The sequence below is a fragment of the Litoreibacter roseus genome (assembly GCF_009811795.1).
Lineage (GTDB): Bacteria > Pseudomonadota > Alphaproteobacteria > Rhodobacterales > Rhodobacteraceae > Litoreibacter > Litoreibacter roseus.
The window spans coordinates 124,518-145,089 of the sequence record NZ_BLJE01000003.1 but is presented as its reverse complement, the minus strand read 5'-3'; the positions used below and the strand labels follow the sequence as shown (position 1 = coordinate 145,089).

The window sequence follows — 20,572 nt, the reverse complement described above, 5'->3', positions numbered from 1 at the left end:
GCCCATGACAGATGATCAAGACACCACCGACGCAGAGCGCAAGATGCAGTTCATGTATACTCTGCGCTCCAAGGGCGTGCGGGATGTGCGCACCCTGACGGCGATGGAAAAGGTGGACCGGGGTCAGTTCATCACGGGCCATTTTGCGGACCGTGCCTACGAGGACATGCCCCTGCCGATTGCATGCGGGCAGACCATCAGCCAACCCTCGGTCGTGGGCCTGATGACACAAGCGCTGAATGTCAGTCCGCGCGACAAGGTGCTGGAGGTCGGAACTGGCTCTGGCTATCAGGCCGCGGTCCTCAGCCACTTGGCTCGCCGGGTCTATACGATTGATCGCCACGCCCGGCTGACCCGTCCCGTGCGCAAGCTATTCGAGACGTATGATTACACCAATATCACGGTGCTTACAGGCGACGGCAGTTTCGGGCTGCCCGAGCAAGCGCCCTTTGATCGCATCCTTGTGACGGCCGCCGCCGAAGATCCTCCCGGTCCGCTCTTGGCGCAATTGCGTGAGGGGGGTATCATGGTGGTACCGGTTGGCCAGTCTGACGCGGTGCAAAGCCTGATAAAAGTGACCCGCACCCCGGAAGGTTTTGATTACGAAGAGCTTTTGCCGGTCCGTTTTGTGCCCTTGATCGAAGGCATGGGACAAGAGTAAAAAGAAGCATAAGGCCCGGACAAAAGGGTCGGCTATTGAGAGTGAGAGACAGGCTATGCGGAACAGGCGGTTCAGCAAATTCTTGCCGGTGTGCGTTATTGGATTAGGCCTTACGGCATGCTCCCAGCCAATCGGTGAAACCTTTGCCAATCTGGATTTCGATTTACGCGACGCAGGCGGCGGGCTCGACACGTCGGAGGCGGCGCGCCAAGCGACCGTGGCCCGGCCGGAACCGGACAGCCGCGGCGTCATCTCCTACCCTACCTATCAGGTGGCCGTCGCCCGGCGCGGTGACAATGTCAACGATCTGGCCACGCGCGTCGGCGGCGATCCGGTCGAGATCGCGCGCCTGAACGGATTACAGCTCAACGACGCGCTCAACAATGGCGAGGTCGTGGCCCTGCCCGCAAGCACCCCGGTCCCCGTCGTTATGACAGACGGCGCAGGCGCGCGGGCGCCGTTGGATGTGGGTCGGATCGCGACGACGGCCCTGGACCGCGCGCCCCAATCCAACAGTCGGATTGCGCAGGCCACGCCGTCCCGGCGCATCGACGGACCTGAACCGATCCAGCATCAGGTGGCCCGTGGCGAGACTGCGTATTCCATTGCGCGTCTTTACAATATCTCCCCCCGTGCCCTGTCGGACTGGAATGGGCTGGGCCCTGATCTTGAGGTCCGCGAAGGACAATTCCTGCTGATCCCCGTGACGAGCACCACAGAGGTGGCCACTCAGGTGGCCGCGGCCCCTGCGGTCGTCAATCCTGCGCCGGCCAGCGGAACCCCGACCCCGACACCAACGCCCCCTTCGGCCAAGAAGCCTTTGCCGGATGAGGACGTGAAACCAATCAAGGCGGCCCCTGCTGCGGCGTCTAAGGCCACCGGCCTGCTGACCCCGACAGAGGGTGACGTGTTGCGGGGCTACAAGAAGGGTACGAATGACGGCATCGACATCGCTGCACCTGCGGGTACACCCGTCAAGGCCGCCGCTGACGGTACGGTTGCGGCGATCACACGCGATACGGATCAGGTGCCGATCATGGTGCTGCGCCACGCGAACGACCTGCTGACGGTGTACGCCAATATTGACGGGATCACAGTCAATAAAGGCGATCGGGTCACGCGCGGACAGACGGTTGCGACGGTCAAGGAAGGCCGGCCGTCGTTCCTGCATTTCGAGGTGCGGGAACAGTTCGAGAGCGTCGATCCGGCGAAATATCTGAAGTAAAAACCAGCGGGGCGTGCGACTAGATCGCGACGCCCTGCCGTCCGGCCAAATCCGTAAAATACTGCCATGCCACGCGGCCGGAGCGCGCGCCGCGCGTTTGCTGCCATTCGATGGCTTCGGCCTGCATTGTGTCGTCATCAATCGAGATACCGTGGGCCGCGCAATAGCCCCTGATCATGGCGAGATATTCGTCTTGGGTGCACGGGTGGAAGCCTAACCAGAGGCCAAACCTGTCGCTCAGGGACACTTTCTCTTCCACCGCCTCGGACGGGTTTATGGAGGTGGAGCGTTCGTTTTCGATCATGTCGCGGGGCATCAGATGCCTGCGGTTCGACGTGGCATATAGGATCACGTTTGCCGGACGCCCCTCCACCCCGCCATCGAGGACGGCCTTCAAAGATTTGTAGTGTTCGTCGTCATGGGAAAAGCTCAAATCATCGCAAAAGAGGATGAAACGCGTGTCCGCCTCGCGCAGATAGCTGAGCAGCCGCCCGATAGAGGGTAGATCCTCGCGCTGAATCTCGATCAGTTTGAGAGGCAACCCCTCGGACACGACGGCACCGTGAATTGCCTTGACGAGCGAGGACTTCCCCATTCCCCGCGCACCCCAAAGCAGTGCATTGTTGGCGGCGAACCCTTTCGCAAACTGTCGGGTGTTGGCGGCCAGCGTGTCCCGCGCGCGGTCGATGCCAATCAGAAGGTCCACGTCGACGCGGTTGACCACGGCAACGGGTTGCACGCGATCTGGTGCTACATGCCAGACGAAGGCGTCAGCGGAACTGAAATCAGGAACAGGCGCTGGCGGCGGGGACATCCGTTCCAGCGCGCCTGCGATCCGGTGCAGGGCGTCGTCGCTCAAGGACGACGCTCCTCTATTTCTTCCTCGCCCAGATCATCCTCGTCATCTTCATCCCACAATCCCTCTTCGCGCAACCGAACCTCGCGCTCTTTCTCGACGCGGCGCACAAGGAAGATGGAAATTTCGTAGAGACCGTAAACCACAACAAAGAGGATCACCTGAGTGATAACATCGGGCGGCGTCACCAGTGCGGCGAGCACAAGAATGGCGACGACCGCGTATTTGCGCACATTGCCCAGACCTTCGGATGACACGAGCCCGGCCTTGCCCATCAGGGTCAAAAGCACCGGCAGCTGGAAACACAGACCGAACGCAATGATGAATTTCATCGTCAGGGAAAGATATTCTTCGGCAGACCCTTGGAATACAACGCTTGCGGGTGCGACTGCGCCATCTGCAACCTCGCCGGTGGGCGCAAACTGCTGGAAGCCCAGGAAGAAATCGAAGGCCAGTGGCGTGACGACATAAAATGCAAAAGACGCGCCCAGAAAAAACATCACTGGAGACGCAATGATGAAAGGCAGGAACGCCGATTTCTCGTTCTTATAGAGCCCGGGTGCCACGAACCGCCACATCTGGTGAGCGATGAAGGGGAATGCCAGGGCAAAGCCACCCAGAAGCGATATCTTGATGGCGACGAAAAAGCCTTCCTGCGCCTTGATAAAGATCAGGCCACAATCCTGTCCCAGCTCGTTCAACTCGCCGCAAATCGGATTGGTCAGGAAGTTGAAGATCGGATTCCACACTGTGAAGCAGATGATCATGCCCACGAGGAAGGCCAGCACAGAGCGGATCAACCGAGTGCGCAGTTCCGCCAGATGCTCGATCAGCGGCGCGCTGCTGTCTTCGATGTCGTCGGCCTCGGCGCTCATGTTTCCGCTTTCGGTGGCGTTGTTTCGGCCTCAGCGGCAGGGCTTGCGGCAGACTCCGGTGCGGGCGCTGGCTTGGGTGCGTCAGCCACCTTCTCCGCGGCCTCTTCCTTCGCTGCGCGCGCTTCGGCTTTCTTGGCAGCAGTCTCGCGGATCTTCGCCGCTTTTTCCGCACGTTCCTTGGCCAGTTTGCCGGTTTCGCTGTCAGGCGACCACTTGTCGAAATCAGCAGCTTTCTTCACGGCGTCCAGCCCCATCTTCTTGGGATTGGCCACGTCGCGCAACGTGGTTGTCACGTCCTTCACGCCAGCATCGTCTGCGGCGGCTTCCATCGCTTGGGAGAACTCGCGGGCCATACGGCGCATCTTTGCAGTGAACTGTCCCAAAGTACGGAACATGCCCGGCAGGTCCTTCGGGCCCACCACGATCAGCGCCACGAGGCCGATCAGCAGAAGTTCGGTCCAACCGATGTCAAACATAACGGGTGCCTAGTCTCAGGCCTTATCTTTTTCTTCTTCGGGCGTGATGTCGCGCACCTCGGCGGCGTCATCGATCTCTTTCTTGCTGTCATCTACGCCGCGTTTGAATGCGGTGATGCCTTTGCCCACTTCGCCCATCAGCGACGAAATTTTGCCGCGTCCAAAAAGAACCAGCACGACGACGGCAATCAGCAGAAGGCCCGGCAGTCCGATATTGTTCAGCATAAACGTTTCTCCCTTTGCAGCGCTTGGGGCTGGAAGCCCGCGCGCGTGTCTCTGTCCTGCCCGTCTATCTAGGCCTTCGCGGCCCCGGGGAAAAGCGTCAAAGCGGCTTTGCCCCCCCTCGAGCGCACGTTTTTTGCACCCGAATTGCACGAAGGCCCGCTTGGCAAAACTCTCCTGACAGGTTTATGTCAGGAGTGCGGAGATACAAAGGCCTCATCCAAACAGAATCATTAGGAGCGTTTAATGAGCCGTCTTTTCTGCACCGCCATTGCCACAACCATCGCCTTTGGCGCGCCCGATCTGGCGCGCGGCCAGAGCGCGGAGACGACCCATGTGGCCGAGATCGTGACCTTCCGCGTGGCGGATGGGATCTCGGACTGGGATTTCATCGCCGCCGCCAAAACGACCGAAGCCTTCGTGCAGGCCGCGCCGGGCTTCATCAGCCGGACTTTGTCGCAGGATGAGGACGGTCTGTGGACCGACTACGTCATCTGGGCCAGCATGGACGATGCCAAGGCAGCCGCCGAGGCTATCATGAAAGATGATACGGTCCTGCCTTTCCTGAACGCGATCAAGCCCAACAGCGTGGCGATGCGGCACGCCGAAATCCTGATCCAGATGGAGTGACATGCGCCGCACGGACCGCCTTTTCGATCTGATCCTGATCCTGCGCGACGGGCGATTGCACCGCGCCGAAGATCTGGCCGACGCGCTGGAGGTGTCCGTGCGGACGATATACCGCGACATGGATACGCTGGTCCTGTCCGGCGTGCCGGTCGCGGGCGAACGGGGTTTGGGCTACATGATGACGGCGCCCATCACACTGCCGCCGCTGAACCTGACATTGACTGAATTGGAGGCGCTGCATCTGGGCATGGCGGTCGTCGGTGAAGCGGCAGATCCCGAATTGCAGGAGGCCGCGCGCAGCCTGTCTGCCAAGATCGATGCGGTTCTACCCGAAGATCGGTCCAGCCCGCCGTCCGGCTGGGGTTTTGCGGTTTATCCGTTTGCGGATGCCGCCGGTGGATTTCGGTACATGCCGCAGATCAGGCAGGCGATCCGCGCGCGGCAGAAATTGCAGATTGCCTATGCGACGCCCGATGGAAACAGAACCGAGCGGGTGATCCGGCCGTTGCAGATGGAATACTGGGGCCGCGTCTGGACAACGACCACATGGTGCGAGCTTCGCTCGGATTTTCGGGTCTTTCGCATTGACCGCATCCGCGCGCTGTCCGTGCTGGCGGAACTCTTCGTGGAGGAGCAGGGAAAATCACTGGCCGATTACATCGCCCTTCAGGTCAAAGCAGGGGTCCCGCCAGAGGACAGATCCTGACGCCATTAAGCGGGACCTAGGGCCGTTTGTAGGTCGAGACCATCCTGTAGTCCTTCTTGGGTCCGACGACCCGCCATGTGCTGGTCCAGACCGGCCAGCGGGTGAAATCATAGCTGACATGGTAGAGGTCCGGGTCGCAATGATGGTTGTCGTCGGGCATGGATCTGTGCGTTTCGATCACATGAAACGGCCTGCCGTCATCAAACAACACCGCGATGTTCGTCACCGGCCGATCAGGTCCGTCCTCGACCTTCATCATCGTATGTTCGGGTCGCCAGATATAGCGGCGGGTCGCCGTCAGAGGCGTTTGATCACCGTAGACCAGCGTCCCCTGCTCTTCATAAATCAAGCCATCCGGCTTCGGCAAAAAGTTCACTGTGCCCGACAAGCGTCCGGTGACGTCTGCCTGCGTATCTTCAATGACGCGGCTCAGAGACCACGTTCCTTCGAACTCCTCCAATGCAGGCACACGTGTCATTTCTACTCCAAGTACAAGCCTTCCGTACTGCTCCCGTCTTCGGACAAAAACCTTAAAGTCACGTCACCGGTCGCGGTTGTCGCTCTCTCCACCTTATAGCAGGCCCATCCGTCGCTGGGCGGCCACTGGCTGCAGTACGCATCCCCGCGCACGGCCGAGTACCCCCAACTGTCCCGCACGCTGGTGTAAAGCGTCCGCCCCGACGCGAAGAATTTCTGCGTTGCGCCCTCGTACTGCAGCACCCTGTCGGTCAGTGCGATCTCGACAGTGACCCCGCGCAGGGGTTCCCACTCCTGTGCCCCGGCACCCCCGGTCAGGCCGATCCCTATGAGAAGCGCGGTGAGTGAGCGCATCTTGTCCTCGCGTCTTGTGGCAGGATGTCAGCCAGTCTAAGACGCCCGCGACAGGCAATCAAATCACGAAAGAACGTTATGATCCCTCGTTACTCCCGCGCTGAGATGGTCAATATCTGGTCACCCGAGACGAAGTTCCGCATATGGTTCGATATTGAGGCCCATGCGTGTGATGCGCAGGCGGATCTGGGTGTCATCCCACGCGAGAACGCGCAAGCCGTCTGGAAAGCCAAGGATGTGGAGTTCGACGTGGCGCGGATCGACGAGATCGAGGCCGTCACGAAGCATGATGTGATCGCCTTCCTGACCCATCTGGCCGAAATCGTTGGCGAGACCGAAGCCCGGTTCGTGCATCAGGGCATGACCTCGTCCGATGTGCTGGATACGACCTTCAACGTCCAGCTTGTCCGGGCTGCCGACATTCTGCTGGCCGATATGGACGGATTGCTCGCAGCGCTGAAGCGCCGGGCCTATGAGCACAAAATGACTGTGCGCATCGGACGCTCGCACGGGATCCACGCGGAACCGACGACAATGGGGCTGACCTTTGCCCGGTTCTACGCCGAAATGGAGCGGAATAAGCGCCGTCTTGAGATCGCACGTGACGAGATCGCCACCGGAGCCATCTCAGGCGCGGTCGGGACGTTTGCCAATATTGATCCGGCGGTCGAGGCTCATGTGTGCGATAAGCTGGGCCTCGCGCCCGAGCCGATCAGCACGCAAGTTATCCCGCGGGATCGCCATGCAGCCTTCTTCGCGGCCTTGGGCGTGGTTGCCTCGTCCATCGAGAATGTCGCAACCGAGATCCGTCACATGCAGCGGACAGAGGTGCTGGAGGCGGAAGAGTTTTTCTCGGCCGGTCAAAAGGGCTCTTCGGCGATGCCGCACAAACGCAATCCGGTGCTGACCGAAAACCTGACCGGTCTGGCCCGGCTGGTGCGTATGGCTGTCGTTCCTGCGATGGAGAATGTGGCGCTCTGGCACGAGCGCGACATTTCCCATTCCTCTGTAGAGCGCAATATCGGCCCGGACGCGACGATCACGCTGGATTTCGCGCTGGCCCGCCTGACCTCCGTGATCGACAAGCTGGTGGTCTATCCAGACAACATGCTAGCCAACATGAACAAATTCCGCGGTCTGGTGATGAGCCAGCGCGTGCTCCTGGCCTTGACCCAGGCCGGCGTCAGCCGCGAGGACAGCTACAAGCTGGTTCAGCGCAACGCGATGAAGGTTTGGGAGGAAGGCAAGGATTTCAAGACCGAGCTTCTGGCGGACACCGATGTTCTGGCTGCGCTCAACCCCGACGAGATCGAGGAAAAATTCGATCTGGGCTATCACACCAAACATGTCGACACGATCTTCGAGCGTGTGTTTGGCGAAAAGCCCCCCGCATAGAGGGACCAATGCGAGGGGCGGTTGGATCGCGTCCTATCTGGACACGATCTTTTCTTCGACGGTGACCCGACGGACCATGACCCGGCCATCGGGCAGCAAGATCCGCTCTTCCGTGGTACGCGGCTGGCTGGTTTGAGCTGTACTGGTCTGTGGCACGGGTTGTGTGACCGACGTGGTGTCCTGCTGCGGGTTCAGCACCCTGCCCGACCCGTTCAAAAACGTAACGTTGCGCGTGCCGTCCCGGCCGGAAAACAGACCGGGGCTGTCCAGATCCACCGCAGAATTGTCAACGAAGTCCACGGGCTGCCCCGCTGAACAGGCCGCCAGACCCAGTGTCACGGCGACCAGCGGGACAAACGCTATCCGAAAGCAAGCCATCAGAACCGCAACCGCGCGCCGAGGATAAGCGCTGTCAGATCATCGGGCTGCGTACCGAGGCTGGGATCATCGAACTCGTAGTTGCGGATGCCGCCATAGACCTCAAGCCCTACATCTTCGAAGTTCTGAACCGCGAAAAGGCCGTAGCTTTCAGACGAGGTTTCATCGCTGGGCGTACCAAACTCCTGCTGGGCGATGTCATCACCATCGTAGTAATCGATGGAAAACGCAGTCTCACCCACGGCAAAGATGCTCGTCCGGTAGCCTGCTTTCACATAGTAAAATTCAGGCTCCCGCTCATCGGTGCGATCATCACGCCCGGTGGCCACGGTGAAGTTGAAACCACTGCCCAGAAGCACGGATGCCGACGCGCTGATGCGGCTGTCGATATCCTCTTCCATGGGTTGGGCATAAGCGATGGCACTCTGAAACTCGGTCGCACCAAACTCTGCCGCGTATCGCAGGGCCACGTCCCATTCGTCGTTTGATCCGGCAGAGACGCCAAGCTGGAAGCCACCGAAATTCGGCGTGTCGTAGCGAATGCGGTCTTCGCGGCTGAGACCATCGAGGTTGGAAAACGCATCACCGACGCGGCGAGATCCCTCGTTCAGGCTAAGAGACCCAGCCAGATCCGCGACCGAACTGTAACCAACGATGGACGTCCCGGACAGGTCGACCTCCGCCGAGCCGTTGGACGCCGTGTTGCCCTGCCCCAGCGAGAGTTTCCCGTACCGCGCGCTTTCGACATACAAATCGAGAATCCGTTCGTTGAAGCGGAAATCGCCGGAACCTTCGTTGAAATCCGCGCCGTTGCTGGCGGAGGACGTGTTGCTTTCCGCCTCCAGTTCGATCTGCGCGCCGAAGGTAAGCTCAGGCCCCTCGTATTCCGCGATAATCCCGAACCGGGTTGAACTGTTGTCGTTGTCGACAAAGAACACCTCGCTGTCGGTCCCGTTGTCCCCCAGAAGGGCACCCCGGTTGACCTGTCCGTAAAGGCGAACAGTCGTACCGCGGTCATTTGTCTGAACAACGCTGGTGTCTTGGGCAAAGGTCGGAACTGATAAGGCAAGTACAGACGCGGCGGAACCCGCGCTTAAAGCGATAAATTTCTTCATGGGATTGCCTCTGAAAGCTGCAGATACCCCACCGCTACAAAACCTTAACAGCTTGTAAACATGAAGGTTTTATGTCGACTCGGGCGAATACCTGTCAAACCAAATCCGTTCAATTTACTTTGTTGAAATGTGCTGTTTTTAAGCTTGGATGAAAGTTTTGAATACGTTGCTCCACTTACGCTGACGTAAGGTCAACTTATTGTGTGATAGATCACAATTTTACGCAAAATATTATACTTCCGAGCGCTCTGAACACGCCCGCGTGAGCGGTCTTCAATAAAACGATCACCTTTTCGTGAGGTCACGGATCGCACACGATTTCGGCATCATGAGCGGCAAATCAGGCACGATCGGCGGCAAATGGCCCCCGGGCTTTGGGACCGCCTCAAGATGTGCTAGGCTGCGATTGTTGAAATTACGCAAGGATGCATTCGTGATGAAGATAAAGCTCGCTCTGACTGCCCTCGCTCTGGCCTTGGCCCCTGCCATGGCTGCCGCTGAAGGCTGTTCATACGGTCAAGCCAAGAACACCAGTTGCAAAGATGGCGCTGTATGGGATGCCACCTCTGGAACATGTGTCACGACCCCGACTGGCTAACGCCAGCGGATTAAGCGGAGTTCACCTCCCGCGTAGCCGGGCACTCTGCAAGTCGCGTTTTGGATTGACCGAGACGCGGCTTATCTTTGTAACCAGGTCCAAGTTTAACATCGGAGGCAGATGATGCCGTCACTTCTAAAAATCATGCTGGCAGCGACCGCTTTTGCCCTTCCGGGTCTGGCATTTGCCGCCGGATCAGCGGACAGCACCCCGCCTAAGGTCACAAAGACACTGACCGTCTGCGAAAAGGGTCAGGTCTATGACTATGACACCAAGAAATGCGTCGATGCCGAAAGCAGTCTGATCGACGATGACATGCGTTACGATGCCGTGCGTGAGTTGGCCTATGGGGGTGCCTATGACCGCGCCGCGCTGGTTTTAAGTGCGATGTCTGATCCGTCTGAAAGTCGGGTGATGACCTACAAAGGATTTCTCGCGCGCATGCAGGGCGACATGGATGCGGCAATGGCCTTCTACGCAGCCGCATTGGAGCAGGATACGAACAACATTCTGGCCCGATCCTATATGGGCCAAGCCTTCGTCAACACGGGCGAGACCGCCCTGGCACAAGCGCAACTGACGGAGATCCGCGCGCGCGGTGGACGCAACACATGGGCAGAGTTCGCCCTGAACAGCGCGCTGAAAACCGGGAAAACCTTCGCCTACTGATCGCATCCGGTGATGCACGAGCAGATTAGCGCAATTTGAGATAGATTACGCGCATCTTCCGTCGCAAATGCGGCACTCCCTAACCGTCATTTAACCTCATTCCCCCATCTTGCATCGGCGAGATGGAAGGGTTGGACTGACATGAACACGTTGATGATACCTCAGATGGGCGCGATGCAAAAATCCGCGCTGGACGGTGTCGTTCTGTCTGGTCCGGATGGGTTGTCGGGCTCCCAGAAAGCCGCAATCATCCTGCAAGTCGCGCTGATGGAAGGGGGCAGTCTGAATCTCGCCACCCTCAGCGATGAGATGCAAAAGAAACTGGCGCTGGAGTTTGCCACGATCAAACACGTGGACGAAAGCGTAATCTTGACTGTCATTACAGAGTTTGAAGCCGCATTACAGCGCGGTGGTCTGGACTTTCCAACCGATCTGGCCCAGCGGCTTGAAAGCCTGACCGGCACCATCAGCGATGATGCCCTTGCCGACTTGCGTGAGAGCTTCGGCATTCAGGGCACGACCAACCCGTGGGACGACATCGGCGCGATGGAAGACGAAAAACTGGCGGAGATGGTCACAAACGAAAGCGCAAAGATCAGCGCTTTGATCATGTCCAAACTCGGTCCCGTGCGTGCGTCCGAAGTCCTTGAAGCCCTTCCAGAAGATGTCGCAACCCGCATCACCCTTGCAATGGCCGACACGGGTCACGTGCCCCCGAGAACAGTTGCCGTTGTAGGACTGACCCTTGGTCAGTACATCGGCAAAACAGAGGAAACGGCGTTTGCGGAAGACCCCGTTGTGCGTACCGCGGCGATGTTAAACGCTGCGGCTGCCTCTACACGGGATAAGCTGATCGACGCCTTGGGCGATCTGGACGCAGGCTTCGCGGGACTGGTCCGAGCGGCGATCTTCACCTTCGAAGATATCCCCGCACGGGTTGTGGTGACCGATGTGCCGAAGATAACCAAAGAGGTTAGTTCGGACGATCTTGTGGTGGCGCTTGTTCACGCGCAGGAAAACGCACCGGAGGCCGCAGAATTTATTCTGGGGAACATGTCCACCCGTATGGCGGATCAACTGCGCGAGGAAATGTCCGAGAGCAATGCCGTCGACACGAAAGCTGGCGAGGCGGCCCAAGGCCTCGTTACCCGCGCAATCCGAGAGCTGGAAGAACGGGGCGACATCGTCTTACAGACGCCATTGGAATTTGACGAAACACCTATGTAGTTGATCTGCTGAACCTTGGTTAGAAAAGAGTTTCCACCAGCAACCACTACAGACGGCGGAGCGAATGGCATGTGCGCTCCCCACGATGCTTGCAGACTGCCGGGATGCTTGTCCAAGATATATACGTGTCAAGGGACGCTTGGCACGAAAGCTCTGGCGATAACAAAACAGGACGCAGTTTATAGCTGGTCAGATGCGGATGGCGTGACATAGGTTACGATCTCGCTGCAGTCGCGCCATCATTGCTCTCGCACCAAAAACAATCATCCGCCGCGATGCATCCCGGAAAACTCGCTATTGGTGGGATTGACAATTTTCGTCGCCTTTCTCCAACTGATCCCAGTGCGTTGGTCAACGGCAAGTTGATGAGCATTTCGCCAAAGACTGATCTTTGGCCGTCGACCCTTGTCGCCCCAGTCAACATCACATTCCAAATGTTCGATCGGAGCACCGCTGTCGGAAATATTGTAGAACGGCATGTCCACAGCCAACCATCCAAAGCTCCCAAGCGATGACTGATCGTCACCGAATGTTTCAGTGTATTTTTCGAAACTTTCTTTGGATTGGGTAACCCAAACTCCCCAAGTAAATGGTTCGTTCACCCCTTTGATCGGAATATCCAAAACTGCGCGAATGCACTGAATTGATGATCCATTGGTATCGTCCGATGCAGGTTTAATCTGACAGAAGTAATCACCGATACGAACACGTCCGGCTCGCTCGGCTTCGGGAACATCATAGTAGTAAGTTGGGTATTTGAGGGAAAATGACGGTGAGCCTTCATGGACCTTTCCACACTCAAAGCATTTGTATTGAAACTGCTTTTTGCCAAACAATCGTCCAATCAATTGACGCCCTTTCCCAATCACGTCCGCAAAACAGACCTCGTCTGCGTGTTGGTTAGATATCCGGGTTGCTGATAGTCCAAAACGCAAGACAACCCGCCAACATAAAAAACGCCACCTGTTTCCAAGCGGCGTTTTTTAGACTGCATCAAACCAAATCTGCAGGTCTCACATCAATGGGCGACCGCACCGGATCCATCCACGTCGCCGGACCGAAGGCTCGCAGCGGCTGCGGCTTCTTCTTCTGCGGCTTCATCCCATTCAATCGCCTCAGGCACCGAGACCAGCGCGTGCTTCAGCACGTCGCGGACGTGAGCCACCGGAATGATCTCAAGACCGTCTTTGACGTTATCCGGAATATCGCGCAGATCCTTTTCGTTCTCCTGAGGGATCAAAACCGTCTTGATCCCGCCGCGCAGCGCCGCCAACAGCTTCTCTTTCAAGCCACCAATGGCCAGCGCATTGCCGCGTAAGGTTACCTCACCCGTCATTGCAATGTCCTTGCGCACCGGGATCTGGGTCAGAACCGACACGATCGAGGTTACCATTGCCAGACCTGCGGACGGGCCATCTTTCGGCGTCGCCCCCTCGGGGACGTGCACGTGGATGTCGACCTTATCGAAACGGGGCGGCTTCACGCCGATTTCGGGCGCAATTGACCGCACATAGGACGAGGCTGCATCGATGGATTCCTTCATCACATCGCCCAGCTTGCCCGTGGTCTTCATGCGACCTTTGCCTGGCAGACGCAGCGCCTCAATCGAGAGCAACTCCCCCCCGACGGAGGTCCATGCCAACCCGGTCACAACCCCAACCTGATCATCGGCCTCGGCTAGTCCGTAGCGGAACTTCTTGACGCCCAGAAAGTCATCAAGGTTATCCGGCGTGATAATCACCTTTTCCTCGGCTTTCCGCACAATCTTGGTCACAGCCTTCCGCGCCAGCTTCGCGATTTCGCGCTCTAGGTTCCGAACCCCCGCTTCGCGGGTATAGGTGCGGATCATTTCCAAAAGCGCCTCGTCGGTCAGTTCGAACTCGCCTTTGCGCAAACCATGGTTCTTGATTTGCTTGGCGATCAGATGCTGCTTGGCAATCTCGGATTTTTCATCCTCGGTGTATCCCGCCAGCGGAATGATCTCCATCCGGTCCAAAAGTGGTCCAGGCATATTGTAGGAGTTCGCCGTCGTCAGGAACATCACGTCACTGAGATCATATTCGACCTCAAGATAGTGATCGACAAAGGTTGAGTTCTGTTCAGGGTCCAGAACCTCAAGCATCGCGGACGCTGGATCCCCCCGGAAGTCCTGACCCATTTTATCGATCTCATCGAGCAGAATCAGCGGGTTGGTAGTTTTCGCCTTTTTCAGCGCCTGAATGATCTTACCGGGCATCGAACCGATATAGGTCCGGCGGTGGCCCCTGATCTCGGATTCGTCCCGAACGCCGCCAAGCGAAATGCGGATGAACTCGCGTCCCGTCGCCTTGGCCACGGATTTACCCAGCGACGTCTTACCAACACCCGGAGGGCCGACAAGGCACATGATCGGGCCCTTCAGCTTCTTGGAGCGCTGCTGGACCGCGAGATATTCAACGATCCTTTCCTTGACCTTTTCAAGCCCGTAATGATCGTCATCAAGCACCTTCTGCGCCCGGGTCAAATCCTTCTTGACCCGCGACCGCACGCCCCACGGGATGGCCAGCATCCAGTCGAGGTAGTTGCGCACGACAGTGGCCTCGGCCGACATCGGCGACATATTCTTCAGCTTCTTCAGCTCCGCATCAGCCTTTTCACGGGCTTCTTTGGACAGCTTCGTGGCCTCGATCTTGGCTTCCAACTCCGCGACCTCGTTCTGGCCGTCTTCACCGTCGCCAAGCTCCTTCTGAATGGCCTTCATCTGCTCGTTCAGATAGTACTCACGCTGCGTCCGCTCCATCTGCGTCTTGACTCGGGACTTGATCTTCTTCTCGACCTGAAGAACGCCCATTTCGCCCTGCATCAAGCCATAGACCTTCTCAAGCCGTTCGGACAGCGTAAGAGTTTCCAGAAGCTCTTGTTTTTGTTCGATTTCGACGCCCAAATGGCCTGAAACCAGATCGGCCAGTTTATACGCATCCTGGGTTTCTGCGACCGAAGACAACGCCTCATCGGGAATGTTCTTCTTAACCTTGGAGTAACGCTCGAATTCCTCACCAACGGAGCGGACAAGTGCGTCGACCAATGTCTGGTCGCCAAGCTCTTCTTCCAGCTCAATGGCGTTTGCTTCAAAAAAGTCCTGGCTGTCGAGATAATCCAGAACCTTCACCCGCGCGCGCCCTTCGACAAGCACCTTCACCGTGCCGTCCGGAAGCTTCAAAAGCTGCAGGACGTTTGCAAGCACGCCAATATCATAAATGCCGTCCGAGGTTGGGTCATCCACAGTCGGGTCAATCTGGCTCGACAGCAGAATTTGCTTGTCGTCCTTCATCACCTCTTCCAGCGCCCTTACAGATTTTTCGCGCCCGACAAAAAGCGGCACGATCATGTGAGGAAACACCACGATGTCGCGCAACGGCAGCACCGGGTAGGATTGGTAGTTTTGCTCGGTCATGTTGTATCCTTTTTGGCAGAATTGCGGGGTCCCGCGTGCGGCAACCTGCGTGCAATCCCCTGAGGTCGTCGGGATCCGACTTTGTGTCGTATCGATCCCGTTTCAGTTATAAGAAATGGGCGTTGTGAGTGTGAGTTCAAGCTTTCGGCGCAGTCTGCCTTTCCCCGCCGGGCGGAGCAAGCCAAGAGTCGTGTCATGGAGGCCGGAGGCTTAAGATTTGCTTTAGCGGGAATTCGCTGCAAGAATAGGCGGAAACACGGCATACTGGCCAGAGTCGATAGGCGTGTTTACGCCACGTGACGCGTTCATGGCCTAATGGCATGTTCCTGACATATTAAGGCCGCGACTTGGCCAACAAAATTTATAGATTAAAAATACGTAACGAGCATACGGGCAACATGCTGAAAATTCTGAAACGCCATTATCGCCGCCTCTTGATGTTTTCTGCGGGCATGTCGGTCTTTTCGACCGTTCTTTTGGCGCATGCAACTGCTGGTTTACCAGACGTTGCGTATCTCGCATTTTATGTCATGTCGCTCGGGTTGTTCGCGGCCCTGTCCATCGTCGTGTATCGCCTGCGTCCAGAACGCCGCAGCGTCCTTGAAGTCGCTGGTTTTTCCGGGCTGATCACCGCGTTGGCGATCCTGTATCTGCCACTTCCGGGTATTACGCCTGTGATATCAGGCACCGTGCTGTTTCTGCTCGTTTTGTTCGGTCTATCGCGGTTTTTGCGCTCAAAGATGTCTTTGCAGATGGGCGAAGGGCTTGTCTGGAAAGACAGGCATGGTGCTGAACTGCCCTATCCTGCCCGCCTTGCGTGGATGCACCTGATCCCCGGAGCGACCGAATTGAAGGGGCACTCCACCGGTATGCTCAGCGCCATGGAAGAGGATGAGGAAGATCCCAATGTCATTCATGTCACCTTCAGCGGCAGGGGGCAGCGCAACGCCAGTTACAAGCTGACCTATCTGGAGAAGGATCCGCCCGTGACGTGTCGTTTCCTGTTTGAAGGTAAAGAAGCGGATGGCAACAAGGTTCACGGTATTTTCGCCGCCCATATCAATATTCTCGACCACAGAACCTGCTTTATCGCCGTGAATGAAGAGCGGATGGGACTGTCTCTTGGGGCTTATATCGAACGCTGGTTTGACGACGTGATGGGCTATCAGGTTGACCGTTTGCGCGCCACGCTCGATAAATACCACGGCGACGGTCAAGGCATTACAAAGCCGATGCCGAAAACGTCCGAAGCCTAGAGCGGCTCAACATCGCCCAAAGCACGGGTGGCGTGGAAATCTGCCACGAAAGTCGCCAAATCCCCCGCTGCAATCGCCGCCCTCAGACCAGACATGAGATCCTGATAGTACTGTAGGTTGTGCCATGTCAGCAGCATGGAACTTATGATCTCCTGCGACCTAAAGACATGGTGCAGATAGGCCCGCGAGTAGTGCTGGCAGGCCGGACACCTGCACTCTGTATCCAGCGGCCGCGGATCATTCTGGTGGCGCGCGTTCTTGATGTTCAGGACCCCTCGCCGCGTGAACACCTGCCCCGTCCGACCGGACCGTGACGGCAGGACGCAATCGAACATGTCGATACCGCGCTGGACTGCGCCGACAATGTCGTCGGGTTTGCCGACGCCCATCAGGTAACGGGGCCGGTCGTCGGGCAACATCTCTGGCGCGTAGTCCAGAACGTCGAACATGAGCTCTTGCCCCTCCCCAACCGCGAGGCCGCCGACCGCGTAGCCCTCAAAGCCGATCTCCCGCAATTTCTCCGCACTTTCGGCCCTTTGATCCTTGAAGACCGAGCCTTGCTGAATGCCGAACAGCGCATAGCCCGGACGGTCGCCGAATGCCGCGCGAGACCTGTTGGCCCACCGCATGGACATCTGCATGGATCGCAGGCTTTCGGCTTCGGTCGCGGGAAAGGGTGTGCATTCGTCAAAACACATCACGATATCGGAGCCGAGCAATCGCTGGATTTCCATTGACCGTTCGGGCGTCAATTCATGTTTGGAGCCGTCAATGTGGGATTTGAACGTCACGCCTTCTTCGCTCATTTTCCGCAGACCGCTCAGGCTCATCACCTGGAAGCCACCGCTGTCGGTCAGGATGGGACGGTCCCAGTTCATGAATGTATGAAGCCCCCCCAAGGCGTCGATCCGTTCCGCGGTTGGGCGCAGCATCAGGTGATAGGTGTTGCCCAGCAGAATATCAGCCCCGGTCGCGCGCACATTCTCAGGCATCATCGCCTTGACCGTTGCGGCCGTGCCCACCGGCATGAAGGCCGGTGTCCGAATGTCGCCGCGCGGCGTCTTGATCAAGCCGGTCCGGGCGCGGCCATCTCTGGCGGAAAGGGCAAATTCAAATCGCTGTGTCATGTCGGCACGCTTTAGGCGAGAACCTGACGGACGCGCAAGTCCGCCTCTGAAAACATCCCGCACCCCCGAACTGCGCGGATTTTTTACGTTTTTTTTCGTTGCCGGCCGCCCTGTATAGAATTTATCAGGGTTAACGTAAGGTAATCAGTTAGGAAAATATCCCATGAAAGTCCGATCATTCCTTCAAGGCGCGCTTATCGCATGCGCGATCCCGTCTTTGGCACCTGCTGCAATCGTTTCGTACAGCCAAACGGCATCAGACGGCGCAGAGGGGTTTAGCGATGGCGGCGAAATTGCCGGCGGCTTTTTTGACGCGTTTCTATTTTTTGATGCGTTCGATACCTCCTTAGGCACGTTTGTCAGCGCGACATTCGACATAACTGCAAGCATGGAAGTTTTCGGCGAGTGGGTCGCGGACGACTTCATCCCGGACGGCTTGCCGAGTTCCTACGAAACATTCGCAGGCGTACGATTGGTCACGCCGCCGGGATTCGAAGCAGACGCATCAGCGAGCGCAAGCAGCCCCTTCACGGAAGTGGAAGCCGGGACGTCCAGCGATTTTGACTACGCCGCAGTGCTGGATACCACCCTGATATCAACCGCACCCGCAGCTGCAACCGGCACCGGTGGTGGCTTCTTCGATGTAGAAACGCTTCATGTTTTTGACGGTTTTGGGGAGTTCGGCTTTTTCTTCAGTGGCTATGATGCCCGTGTCGAAGCGACGCTGACTTATTCCTATGACGACGGCACGCCCACGCCGCCAGCTATTCCACTGCCCGCTGGCGCCCCGCTTCTGATCGCGGGCCTGGGTGCCCTGGCGATGATGCGGCGGCGCAAGGCTTAGTTTCTGTCGCTCAACCGGATCAATCTGTCGGGGCGGACCGCGAAAACACACACGTGATCCGCCCCGTGACGGAACGCCTCTGGACGCTGCCCGCGACAATCCCTAGATTAATGCTCAACAATAGACATTGGATGAGCACATGGACCAACCGACCGAACAGCTCCAAGGCGCGCCATTGATCAAGCCGTCCTCAACGGATCACCCGTTGCATGAGGCTATCGTGGAGGCCTGTCGATCCGTCTACGATCCCGAGATTCCGGTCAACATCTACGATTTGGGTTTGGTCTATACGATCGACATCAGCCCCGAGAACGATGTGGCCGTGATAATGACGCTGACCGCGCCGGGCTGTCCGGTTGCGGGCGAAATGCCTGGTTGGATTGCGGACGCTGTTGAGCCCCTGCCCGGCGTGAAAACAGTGGATGTGCAACTGACATGGGAACCGCCCTGGGGCATGGAGATGATGTCAGACGAGGCGCGCCTGGAATTGGGCTTCATGTAATCGTCAGGGCACGGTCCACGCTCTTGAGATGAAAAATGACGCCGCTTATCTTAAAGTGGCATGAATGAAAGGCAGACGCGATGTTCGCCATACCGGGAAAACAGGCTGTCACGATGACCGACAAGGCCGCGGCACAGATCTCGCGGCTGATGGAAAAAGACGGCCGCAAGGGGCTGCGCATCGGCGTAAAGAAAGGCGGCTGTGCGGGCATGGAATACACCATGGAATATGTGGACACCGTCGATCCCAATGATGAGGTCGTAGAGCAAGGCGCCGCCCGTGTGATGATTGCGCCGATGGCGCAGATGTTCCTCTTTGGCACGCAGATCGATTATGAAACCGGGTTGCTTGAATCAGGCTTCAAGTTCAACAATCCGAACGTGTCAGAAGCCTGCGGCTGCGGCGAGTCAATCAAGTTCGACGAAAGCCTTTTCGAAAAGTGAGTCTCGCCCCAGCGGACATAGAATTTGCGCTGGAACTTTTCTCGGACATTCCAAATGTGACCACCCGAAAGATGATGGGCGGTTTATGTCTCTATTCGGATGGCACCATCTTCGCTGTTCTGCGCTCGGATGGGCAATTGTTGGTCAAAGCAAAGGGTGATGTGGTCGACACATTGGAGGCCGAGGGCGGAATACGCTGGACCCATACCCGCAAGAACGGCACAAAGACATCGATGCCATACTGGACCGTGCCGGATCAGTATCTTGATGACCATAGCGCGGCGACCGATTTGGCACGTCGCGTGCTCCACCACCTTTAGGAGAGCCGCATGCGCCGTAAACTTGCTGCCGGAAACTGGAAAATGAACGGGACATCCGCCGATCTGGATCAAGTTGATCAGATCATTGAAGCGCATCCCGATCCGGCCGTTGATATCCTCATCGCGCCACCCGCGACCCTGATCAGCGGTATGGTCGTTCAAGCGGCCTCGCACCCGCTAGCCGTCGCAGGACAAACCTGCCACGTGGCCGAAAACGGCGCGCACACGGGCGATATATCCGCGACGATGCTGAAAGACGCAGGCGCGTCCCATGTCATTCTTGGTCACTCCGAACGGCGGACCGATCACGAAGAAAGCGATGAAACCGTCCGTGCGCAGGCCCGTGCCGCGCTCGCCCAAGGCCTGAAGGTCATCGTATGCATCGGCGAGACGCTGGAAGAACGCGAAGCGGCAAACACGCTGGAGATCATCGCCGGTCAGTTGGCCTCATCCTTGCCCGATGTCATCACGGGCGAAAATACGGTCATCGCCTACGAGCCGGTTTGGGCGATAGGCACGGGCAAGACCCCGACACTGGACGAGATTGGTGATGTCCATGACTATATCCGTTCACGCCTCGAACAGCGCTACGGGTCCGGCGTCGGCAAATCGATCCGATTGCTCTATGGCGGCTCGGTCAAAGGCAGCAACGCCGCCGAGATCTTCGATGTGTCGAACGTGGACGGCGCTCTTGTGGGCGGGGCGTCCCTGACGTGCGCCGATTTCTCACCCATTATCAGCGCTTTGGAAAACAGCATTCAGACCTGACAAAACCGCGGCAGG

25 protein-coding genes are annotated in these 20,572 nt (G+C 57.8%); 14 read left to right on the top strand and 11 right to left on the bottom strand.

The genetic code is table 11. From position 1 onward, the window contains the following. The first annotated feature begins 4 nt into the window (after nucleotides 1–4). Both KIN_RS14565 and KIN_RS14560 read left to right on the top strand, forming a co-directional pair. Nucleotides 5–661, top strand: coding sequence for a protein-L-isoaspartate(D-aspartate) O-methyltransferase (locus KIN_RS14565; protein ID WP_159808365.1), 657 nt, complete (start codon nucleotides 5–7; stop codon nucleotides 659–661). A gap of 55 nt (nucleotides 662–716) precedes the next feature. After that, complete coding sequence (locus KIN_RS14560) at nucleotides 717–1,886, top strand: M23 family metallopeptidase (RefSeq protein ID WP_159808363.1); 1,170 nt, start codon at nucleotides 717–719, stop codon at nucleotides 1,884–1,886. Between the two features lie 19 nt (nucleotides 1,887–1,905). Here KIN_RS14560 and KIN_RS14555 read toward each other — a convergent pair whose 3' ends face one another. From KIN_RS14555 to KIN_RS14540, 4 genes are read right to left on the bottom strand one after another with little or no spacing between them, the layout of a single operon-like run. Continuing rightward, a complete protein-coding gene (locus KIN_RS14555; protein WP_159808361.1) occupies nucleotides 1,906–2,745 on the bottom strand; it encodes an ATP-binding protein in 840 nt (279 codons plus the stop codon). Beyond that, on the bottom strand, nucleotides 2,742–3,617 hold the full coding sequence (gene tatC, locus KIN_RS14550) for a twin-arginine translocase subunit TatC (protein ID WP_159808359.1): 876 nt from the start codon (nucleotides 3,615–3,617) through the stop codon (nucleotides 2,742–2,744). The genes KIN_RS14555 and tatC overlap by 4 nt, the downstream gene beginning before the upstream one ends. Then, entirely contained in the window at nucleotides 3,614–4,093 is a 480-nt protein-coding gene (gene tatB / locus KIN_RS14545; protein WP_159808357.1) for a Sec-independent protein translocase protein TatB, read from the bottom strand. The genes tatC and tatB overlap by 4 nt, the downstream gene beginning before the upstream one ends. Nucleotides 4,094–4,108: 15 nt before the next feature. Continuing rightward, nucleotides 4,109–4,318, bottom strand: a complete 210-nt coding sequence (locus KIN_RS14540; RefSeq protein WP_159808355.1) for a twin-arginine translocase TatA/TatE family subunit — start codon at nucleotides 4,316–4,318, stop codon at nucleotides 4,109–4,111. A gap of 243 nt (nucleotides 4,319–4,561) precedes the next feature. On the opposite strand from KIN_RS14540, the gene KIN_RS14535 reads away from it, so the two are divergent. Beyond that, nucleotides 4,562–4,945: an antibiotic biosynthesis monooxygenase family protein gene (locus tag KIN_RS14535; RefSeq protein WP_243144937.1), complete on the top strand. Its 384-nt coding sequence runs from the start codon at nucleotides 4,562–4,564 to the stop codon at nucleotides 4,943–4,945. A gap of 1 nt (nucleotide 4,946) precedes the next feature. Then, nucleotides 4,947–5,651, top strand: a complete 705-nt coding sequence (locus KIN_RS14530; protein WP_159808353.1) for a helix-turn-helix transcriptional regulator — start codon at nucleotides 4,947–4,949, stop codon at nucleotides 5,649–5,651. A gap of 16 nt (nucleotides 5,652–5,667) precedes the next feature. Here KIN_RS14530 and KIN_RS14525 read toward each other — a convergent pair whose 3' ends face one another. Next, nucleotides 5,668–6,129: a DUF6314 family protein gene (locus KIN_RS14525; RefSeq protein ID WP_159808351.1), complete on the bottom strand. Its 462-nt coding sequence runs from the start codon at nucleotides 6,127–6,129 to the stop codon at nucleotides 5,668–5,670. A gap of 2 nt (nucleotides 6,130–6,131) precedes the next feature. Continuing rightward, on the bottom strand, nucleotides 6,132–6,482 hold the full coding sequence (locus KIN_RS14520) for a hypothetical protein (protein WP_159808349.1): 351 nt from the start codon (nucleotides 6,480–6,482) through the stop codon (nucleotides 6,132–6,134). 78 nt (nucleotides 6,483–6,560) lie between these two features. On the opposite strand from KIN_RS14520, the gene purB reads away from it, so the two are divergent. Next, nucleotides 6,561–7,877 (top strand): adenylosuccinate lyase, encoded by a 1,317-nt coding sequence (gene purB / locus KIN_RS14515; protein ID WP_159808347.1) that lies wholly within the window; start codon nucleotides 6,561–6,563, stop codon nucleotides 7,875–7,877. A 33-nt stretch (nucleotides 7,878–7,910) separates the two neighbouring features. On the opposite strand, the gene KIN_RS14510 is transcribed toward purB, so the two are convergent. Further along, nucleotides 7,911–8,255: a hypothetical protein gene (locus KIN_RS14510; protein ID WP_159808345.1), complete on the bottom strand. Its 345-nt coding sequence runs from the start codon at nucleotides 8,253–8,255 to the stop codon at nucleotides 7,911–7,913. Next, complete coding sequence (locus KIN_RS14505; protein WP_159808343.1) at nucleotides 8,255–9,370, bottom strand: porin; 1,116 nt, start codon at nucleotides 9,368–9,370, stop codon at nucleotides 8,255–8,257. The genes KIN_RS14510 and KIN_RS14505 overlap by 1 nt, the downstream gene beginning before the upstream one ends. Nucleotides 9,371–9,806: 436 nt before the next feature. Between KIN_RS14505 and KIN_RS14500 the strand changes: the two genes are divergently transcribed. From KIN_RS14500 to KIN_RS14490, 3 genes are all read left to right on the top strand, one after another. Beyond that, nucleotides 9,807–9,968: a chitin-binding domain-containing protein gene (locus KIN_RS14500; RefSeq protein WP_159808341.1), complete on the top strand. Its 162-nt coding sequence runs from the start codon at nucleotides 9,807–9,809 to the stop codon at nucleotides 9,966–9,968. Nucleotides 9,969–10,091: 123 nt separating this feature from the next. Beyond that, nucleotides 10,092–10,637 carry a tetratricopeptide repeat protein gene (locus KIN_RS14495; RefSeq protein WP_174239125.1) on the top strand — a complete coding sequence of 182 codons (546 nt, stop codon included), beginning with the start codon at nucleotides 10,092–10,094 and terminating at the stop codon, nucleotides 10,635–10,637. 141 nt (nucleotides 10,638–10,778) lie between these two features. Next, the gene (locus KIN_RS14490) at nucleotides 10,779–11,864 is read left to right on the top strand and encodes a FliG C-terminal domain-containing protein (RefSeq protein WP_159808339.1); all 1,086 of its coding nucleotides are present in this window, start codon (nucleotides 10,779–10,781) and stop codon (nucleotides 11,862–11,864) included. Nucleotides 11,865–12,127: 263 nt separating this feature from the next. Here the strand turns inward: KIN_RS14490 and KIN_RS14485 are convergent, their stop codons facing one another. Further along, nucleotides 12,128–12,799 (bottom strand): DUF2199 domain-containing protein, encoded by a 672-nt coding sequence (locus KIN_RS14485; protein WP_159808337.1) that lies wholly within the window; start codon nucleotides 12,797–12,799, stop codon nucleotides 12,128–12,130. Nucleotides 12,800–12,882: 83 nt separating this feature from the next. After that, nucleotides 12,883–15,297: an endopeptidase La gene (lon, locus tag KIN_RS14480; RefSeq protein ID WP_159808335.1), complete on the bottom strand. Its 2,415-nt coding sequence runs from the start codon at nucleotides 15,295–15,297 to the stop codon at nucleotides 12,883–12,885. Nucleotides 15,298–15,695: 398 nt separating this feature from the next. On the opposite strand from lon, the gene KIN_RS14475 reads away from it, so the two are divergent. Then, nucleotides 15,696–16,553: a hypothetical protein gene (locus tag KIN_RS14475; RefSeq protein ID WP_159808333.1), complete on the top strand. Its 858-nt coding sequence runs from the start codon at nucleotides 15,696–15,698 to the stop codon at nucleotides 16,551–16,553. Here KIN_RS14475 and tgt read toward each other — a convergent pair. Further along, nucleotides 16,550–17,680: a tRNA guanosine(34) transglycosylase Tgt gene (tgt, locus tag KIN_RS14470; RefSeq protein ID WP_159808331.1), complete on the bottom strand. Its 1,131-nt coding sequence runs from the start codon at nucleotides 17,678–17,680 to the stop codon at nucleotides 16,550–16,552. The genes KIN_RS14475 and tgt overlap by 4 nt on opposite strands. Nucleotides 17,681–17,843: 163 nt before the next feature. Between tgt and KIN_RS14465 the strand changes: the two genes are divergently transcribed. The 5 genes from KIN_RS14465 (at nucleotide 17,844) to tpiA (ending at nucleotide 20,557) form a co-directional block, all read left to right on the top strand. Continuing rightward, complete coding sequence (locus tag KIN_RS14465; protein WP_159808329.1) at nucleotides 17,844–18,524, top strand: VPLPA-CTERM sorting domain-containing protein; 681 nt, start codon at nucleotides 17,844–17,846, stop codon at nucleotides 18,522–18,524. Nucleotides 18,525–18,663: 139 nt separating this feature from the next. Further along, on the top strand, nucleotides 18,664–19,026 hold the full coding sequence (locus KIN_RS14460) for an SUF system Fe-S cluster assembly protein (RefSeq protein WP_159808327.1): 363 nt from the start codon (nucleotides 18,664–18,666) through the stop codon (nucleotides 19,024–19,026). Nucleotides 19,027–19,106: 80 nt separating this feature from the next. Further along, complete coding sequence (locus KIN_RS14455) at nucleotides 19,107–19,469, top strand: HesB/IscA family protein (protein ID WP_159808325.1); 363 nt, start codon at nucleotides 19,107–19,109, stop codon at nucleotides 19,467–19,469. Next, nucleotides 19,466–19,789, top strand: coding sequence for a TfoX/Sxy family protein (locus KIN_RS14450; protein ID WP_159808323.1), 324 nt, complete (start codon nucleotides 19,466–19,468; stop codon nucleotides 19,787–19,789). The genes KIN_RS14455 and KIN_RS14450 overlap by 4 nt, the downstream gene beginning before the upstream one ends. A gap of 9 nt (nucleotides 19,790–19,798) precedes the next feature. After that, nucleotides 19,799–20,557, top strand: coding sequence for a triose-phosphate isomerase (gene tpiA / locus KIN_RS14445; protein WP_159808321.1), 759 nt, complete (start codon nucleotides 19,799–19,801; stop codon nucleotides 20,555–20,557). Nucleotides 20,558–20,572: the final 15 nt, after the last annotated feature.

Excerpts from the sequence above, each read along its gene's own strand:
- KIN_RS14565 (WP_159808365.1), top strand. The coding sequence starts at position 5 with ATGACAGATGATCAAGACACCACCGACGCAGAGCGCAAGATGCAGTTC.
- KIN_RS14560 (WP_159808363.1), top strand. The coding sequence starts at position 717 with ATGCGGAACAGGCGGTTCAGCAAATTCTTGCCGGTGTGCGTTATTGGA.
- tatC (WP_159808359.1), bottom strand. The coding sequence starts at position 3,617 with ATGAGCGCCGAGGCCGACGACATCGAAGACAGCAGCGCGCCGCTGATC.
- tatB (WP_159808357.1), bottom strand. The coding sequence starts at position 4,093 with ATGTTTGACATCGGTTGGACCGAACTTCTGCTGATCGGCCTCGTGGCG.
- KIN_RS14540 (WP_159808355.1), bottom strand. The coding sequence starts at position 4,318 with ATGCTGAACAATATCGGACTGCCGGGCCTTCTGCTGATTGCCGTCGTC.
- KIN_RS14535 (WP_243144937.1), top strand. The coding sequence starts at position 4,562 with ATGAGCCGTCTTTTCTGCACCGCCATTGCCACAACCATCGCCTTTGGC.
- KIN_RS14530 (WP_159808353.1), top strand. The coding sequence starts at position 4,947 with ATGCGCCGCACGGACCGCCTTTTCGATCTGATCCTGATCCTGCGCGAC.
- KIN_RS14525 (WP_159808351.1), bottom strand. The coding sequence starts at position 6,129 with ATGACACGTGTGCCTGCATTGGAGGAGTTCGAAGGAACGTGGTCTCTG.
- KIN_RS14520 (WP_159808349.1), bottom strand. The coding sequence starts at position 6,482 with ATGCGCTCACTCACCGCGCTTCTCATAGGGATCGGCCTGACCGGGGGT.
- purB (WP_159808347.1), top strand. The coding sequence starts at position 6,561 with ATGATCCCTCGTTACTCCCGCGCTGAGATGGTCAATATCTGGTCACCC.
- KIN_RS14510 (WP_159808345.1), bottom strand. The coding sequence starts at position 8,255 with ATGGCTTGCTTTCGGATAGCGTTTGTCCCGCTGGTCGCCGTGACACTG.
- KIN_RS14505 (WP_159808343.1), bottom strand. The coding sequence starts at position 9,370 with ATGAAGAAATTTATCGCTTTAAGCGCGGGTTCCGCCGCGTCTGTACTT.
- KIN_RS14500 (WP_159808341.1), top strand. The coding sequence starts at position 9,807 with ATGAAGATAAAGCTCGCTCTGACTGCCCTCGCTCTGGCCTTGGCCCCT.
- KIN_RS14495 (WP_174239125.1), top strand. The coding sequence starts at position 10,092 with ATGCCGTCACTTCTAAAAATCATGCTGGCAGCGACCGCTTTTGCCCTT.
- KIN_RS14490 (WP_159808339.1), top strand. The coding sequence starts at position 10,779 with ATGAACACGTTGATGATACCTCAGATGGGCGCGATGCAAAAATCCGCG.
- lon (WP_159808335.1), bottom strand. The coding sequence starts at position 15,297 with ATGACCGAGCAAAACTACCAATCCTACCCGGTGCTGCCGTTGCGCGAC.
- KIN_RS14475 (WP_159808333.1), top strand. The coding sequence starts at position 15,696 with ATGCTGAAAATTCTGAAACGCCATTATCGCCGCCTCTTGATGTTTTCT.
- tgt (WP_159808331.1), bottom strand. The coding sequence starts at position 17,680 with ATGACACAGCGATTTGAATTTGCCCTTTCCGCCAGAGATGGCCGCGCC.
- KIN_RS14465 (WP_159808329.1), top strand. The coding sequence starts at position 17,844 with ATGAAAGTCCGATCATTCCTTCAAGGCGCGCTTATCGCATGCGCGATC.
- KIN_RS14460 (WP_159808327.1), top strand. The coding sequence starts at position 18,664 with ATGGACCAACCGACCGAACAGCTCCAAGGCGCGCCATTGATCAAGCCG.
- KIN_RS14455 (WP_159808325.1), top strand. The coding sequence starts at position 19,107 with ATGTTCGCCATACCGGGAAAACAGGCTGTCACGATGACCGACAAGGCC.
- tpiA (WP_159808321.1), top strand. The coding sequence starts at position 19,799 with ATGCGCCGTAAACTTGCTGCCGGAAACTGGAAAATGAACGGGACATCC.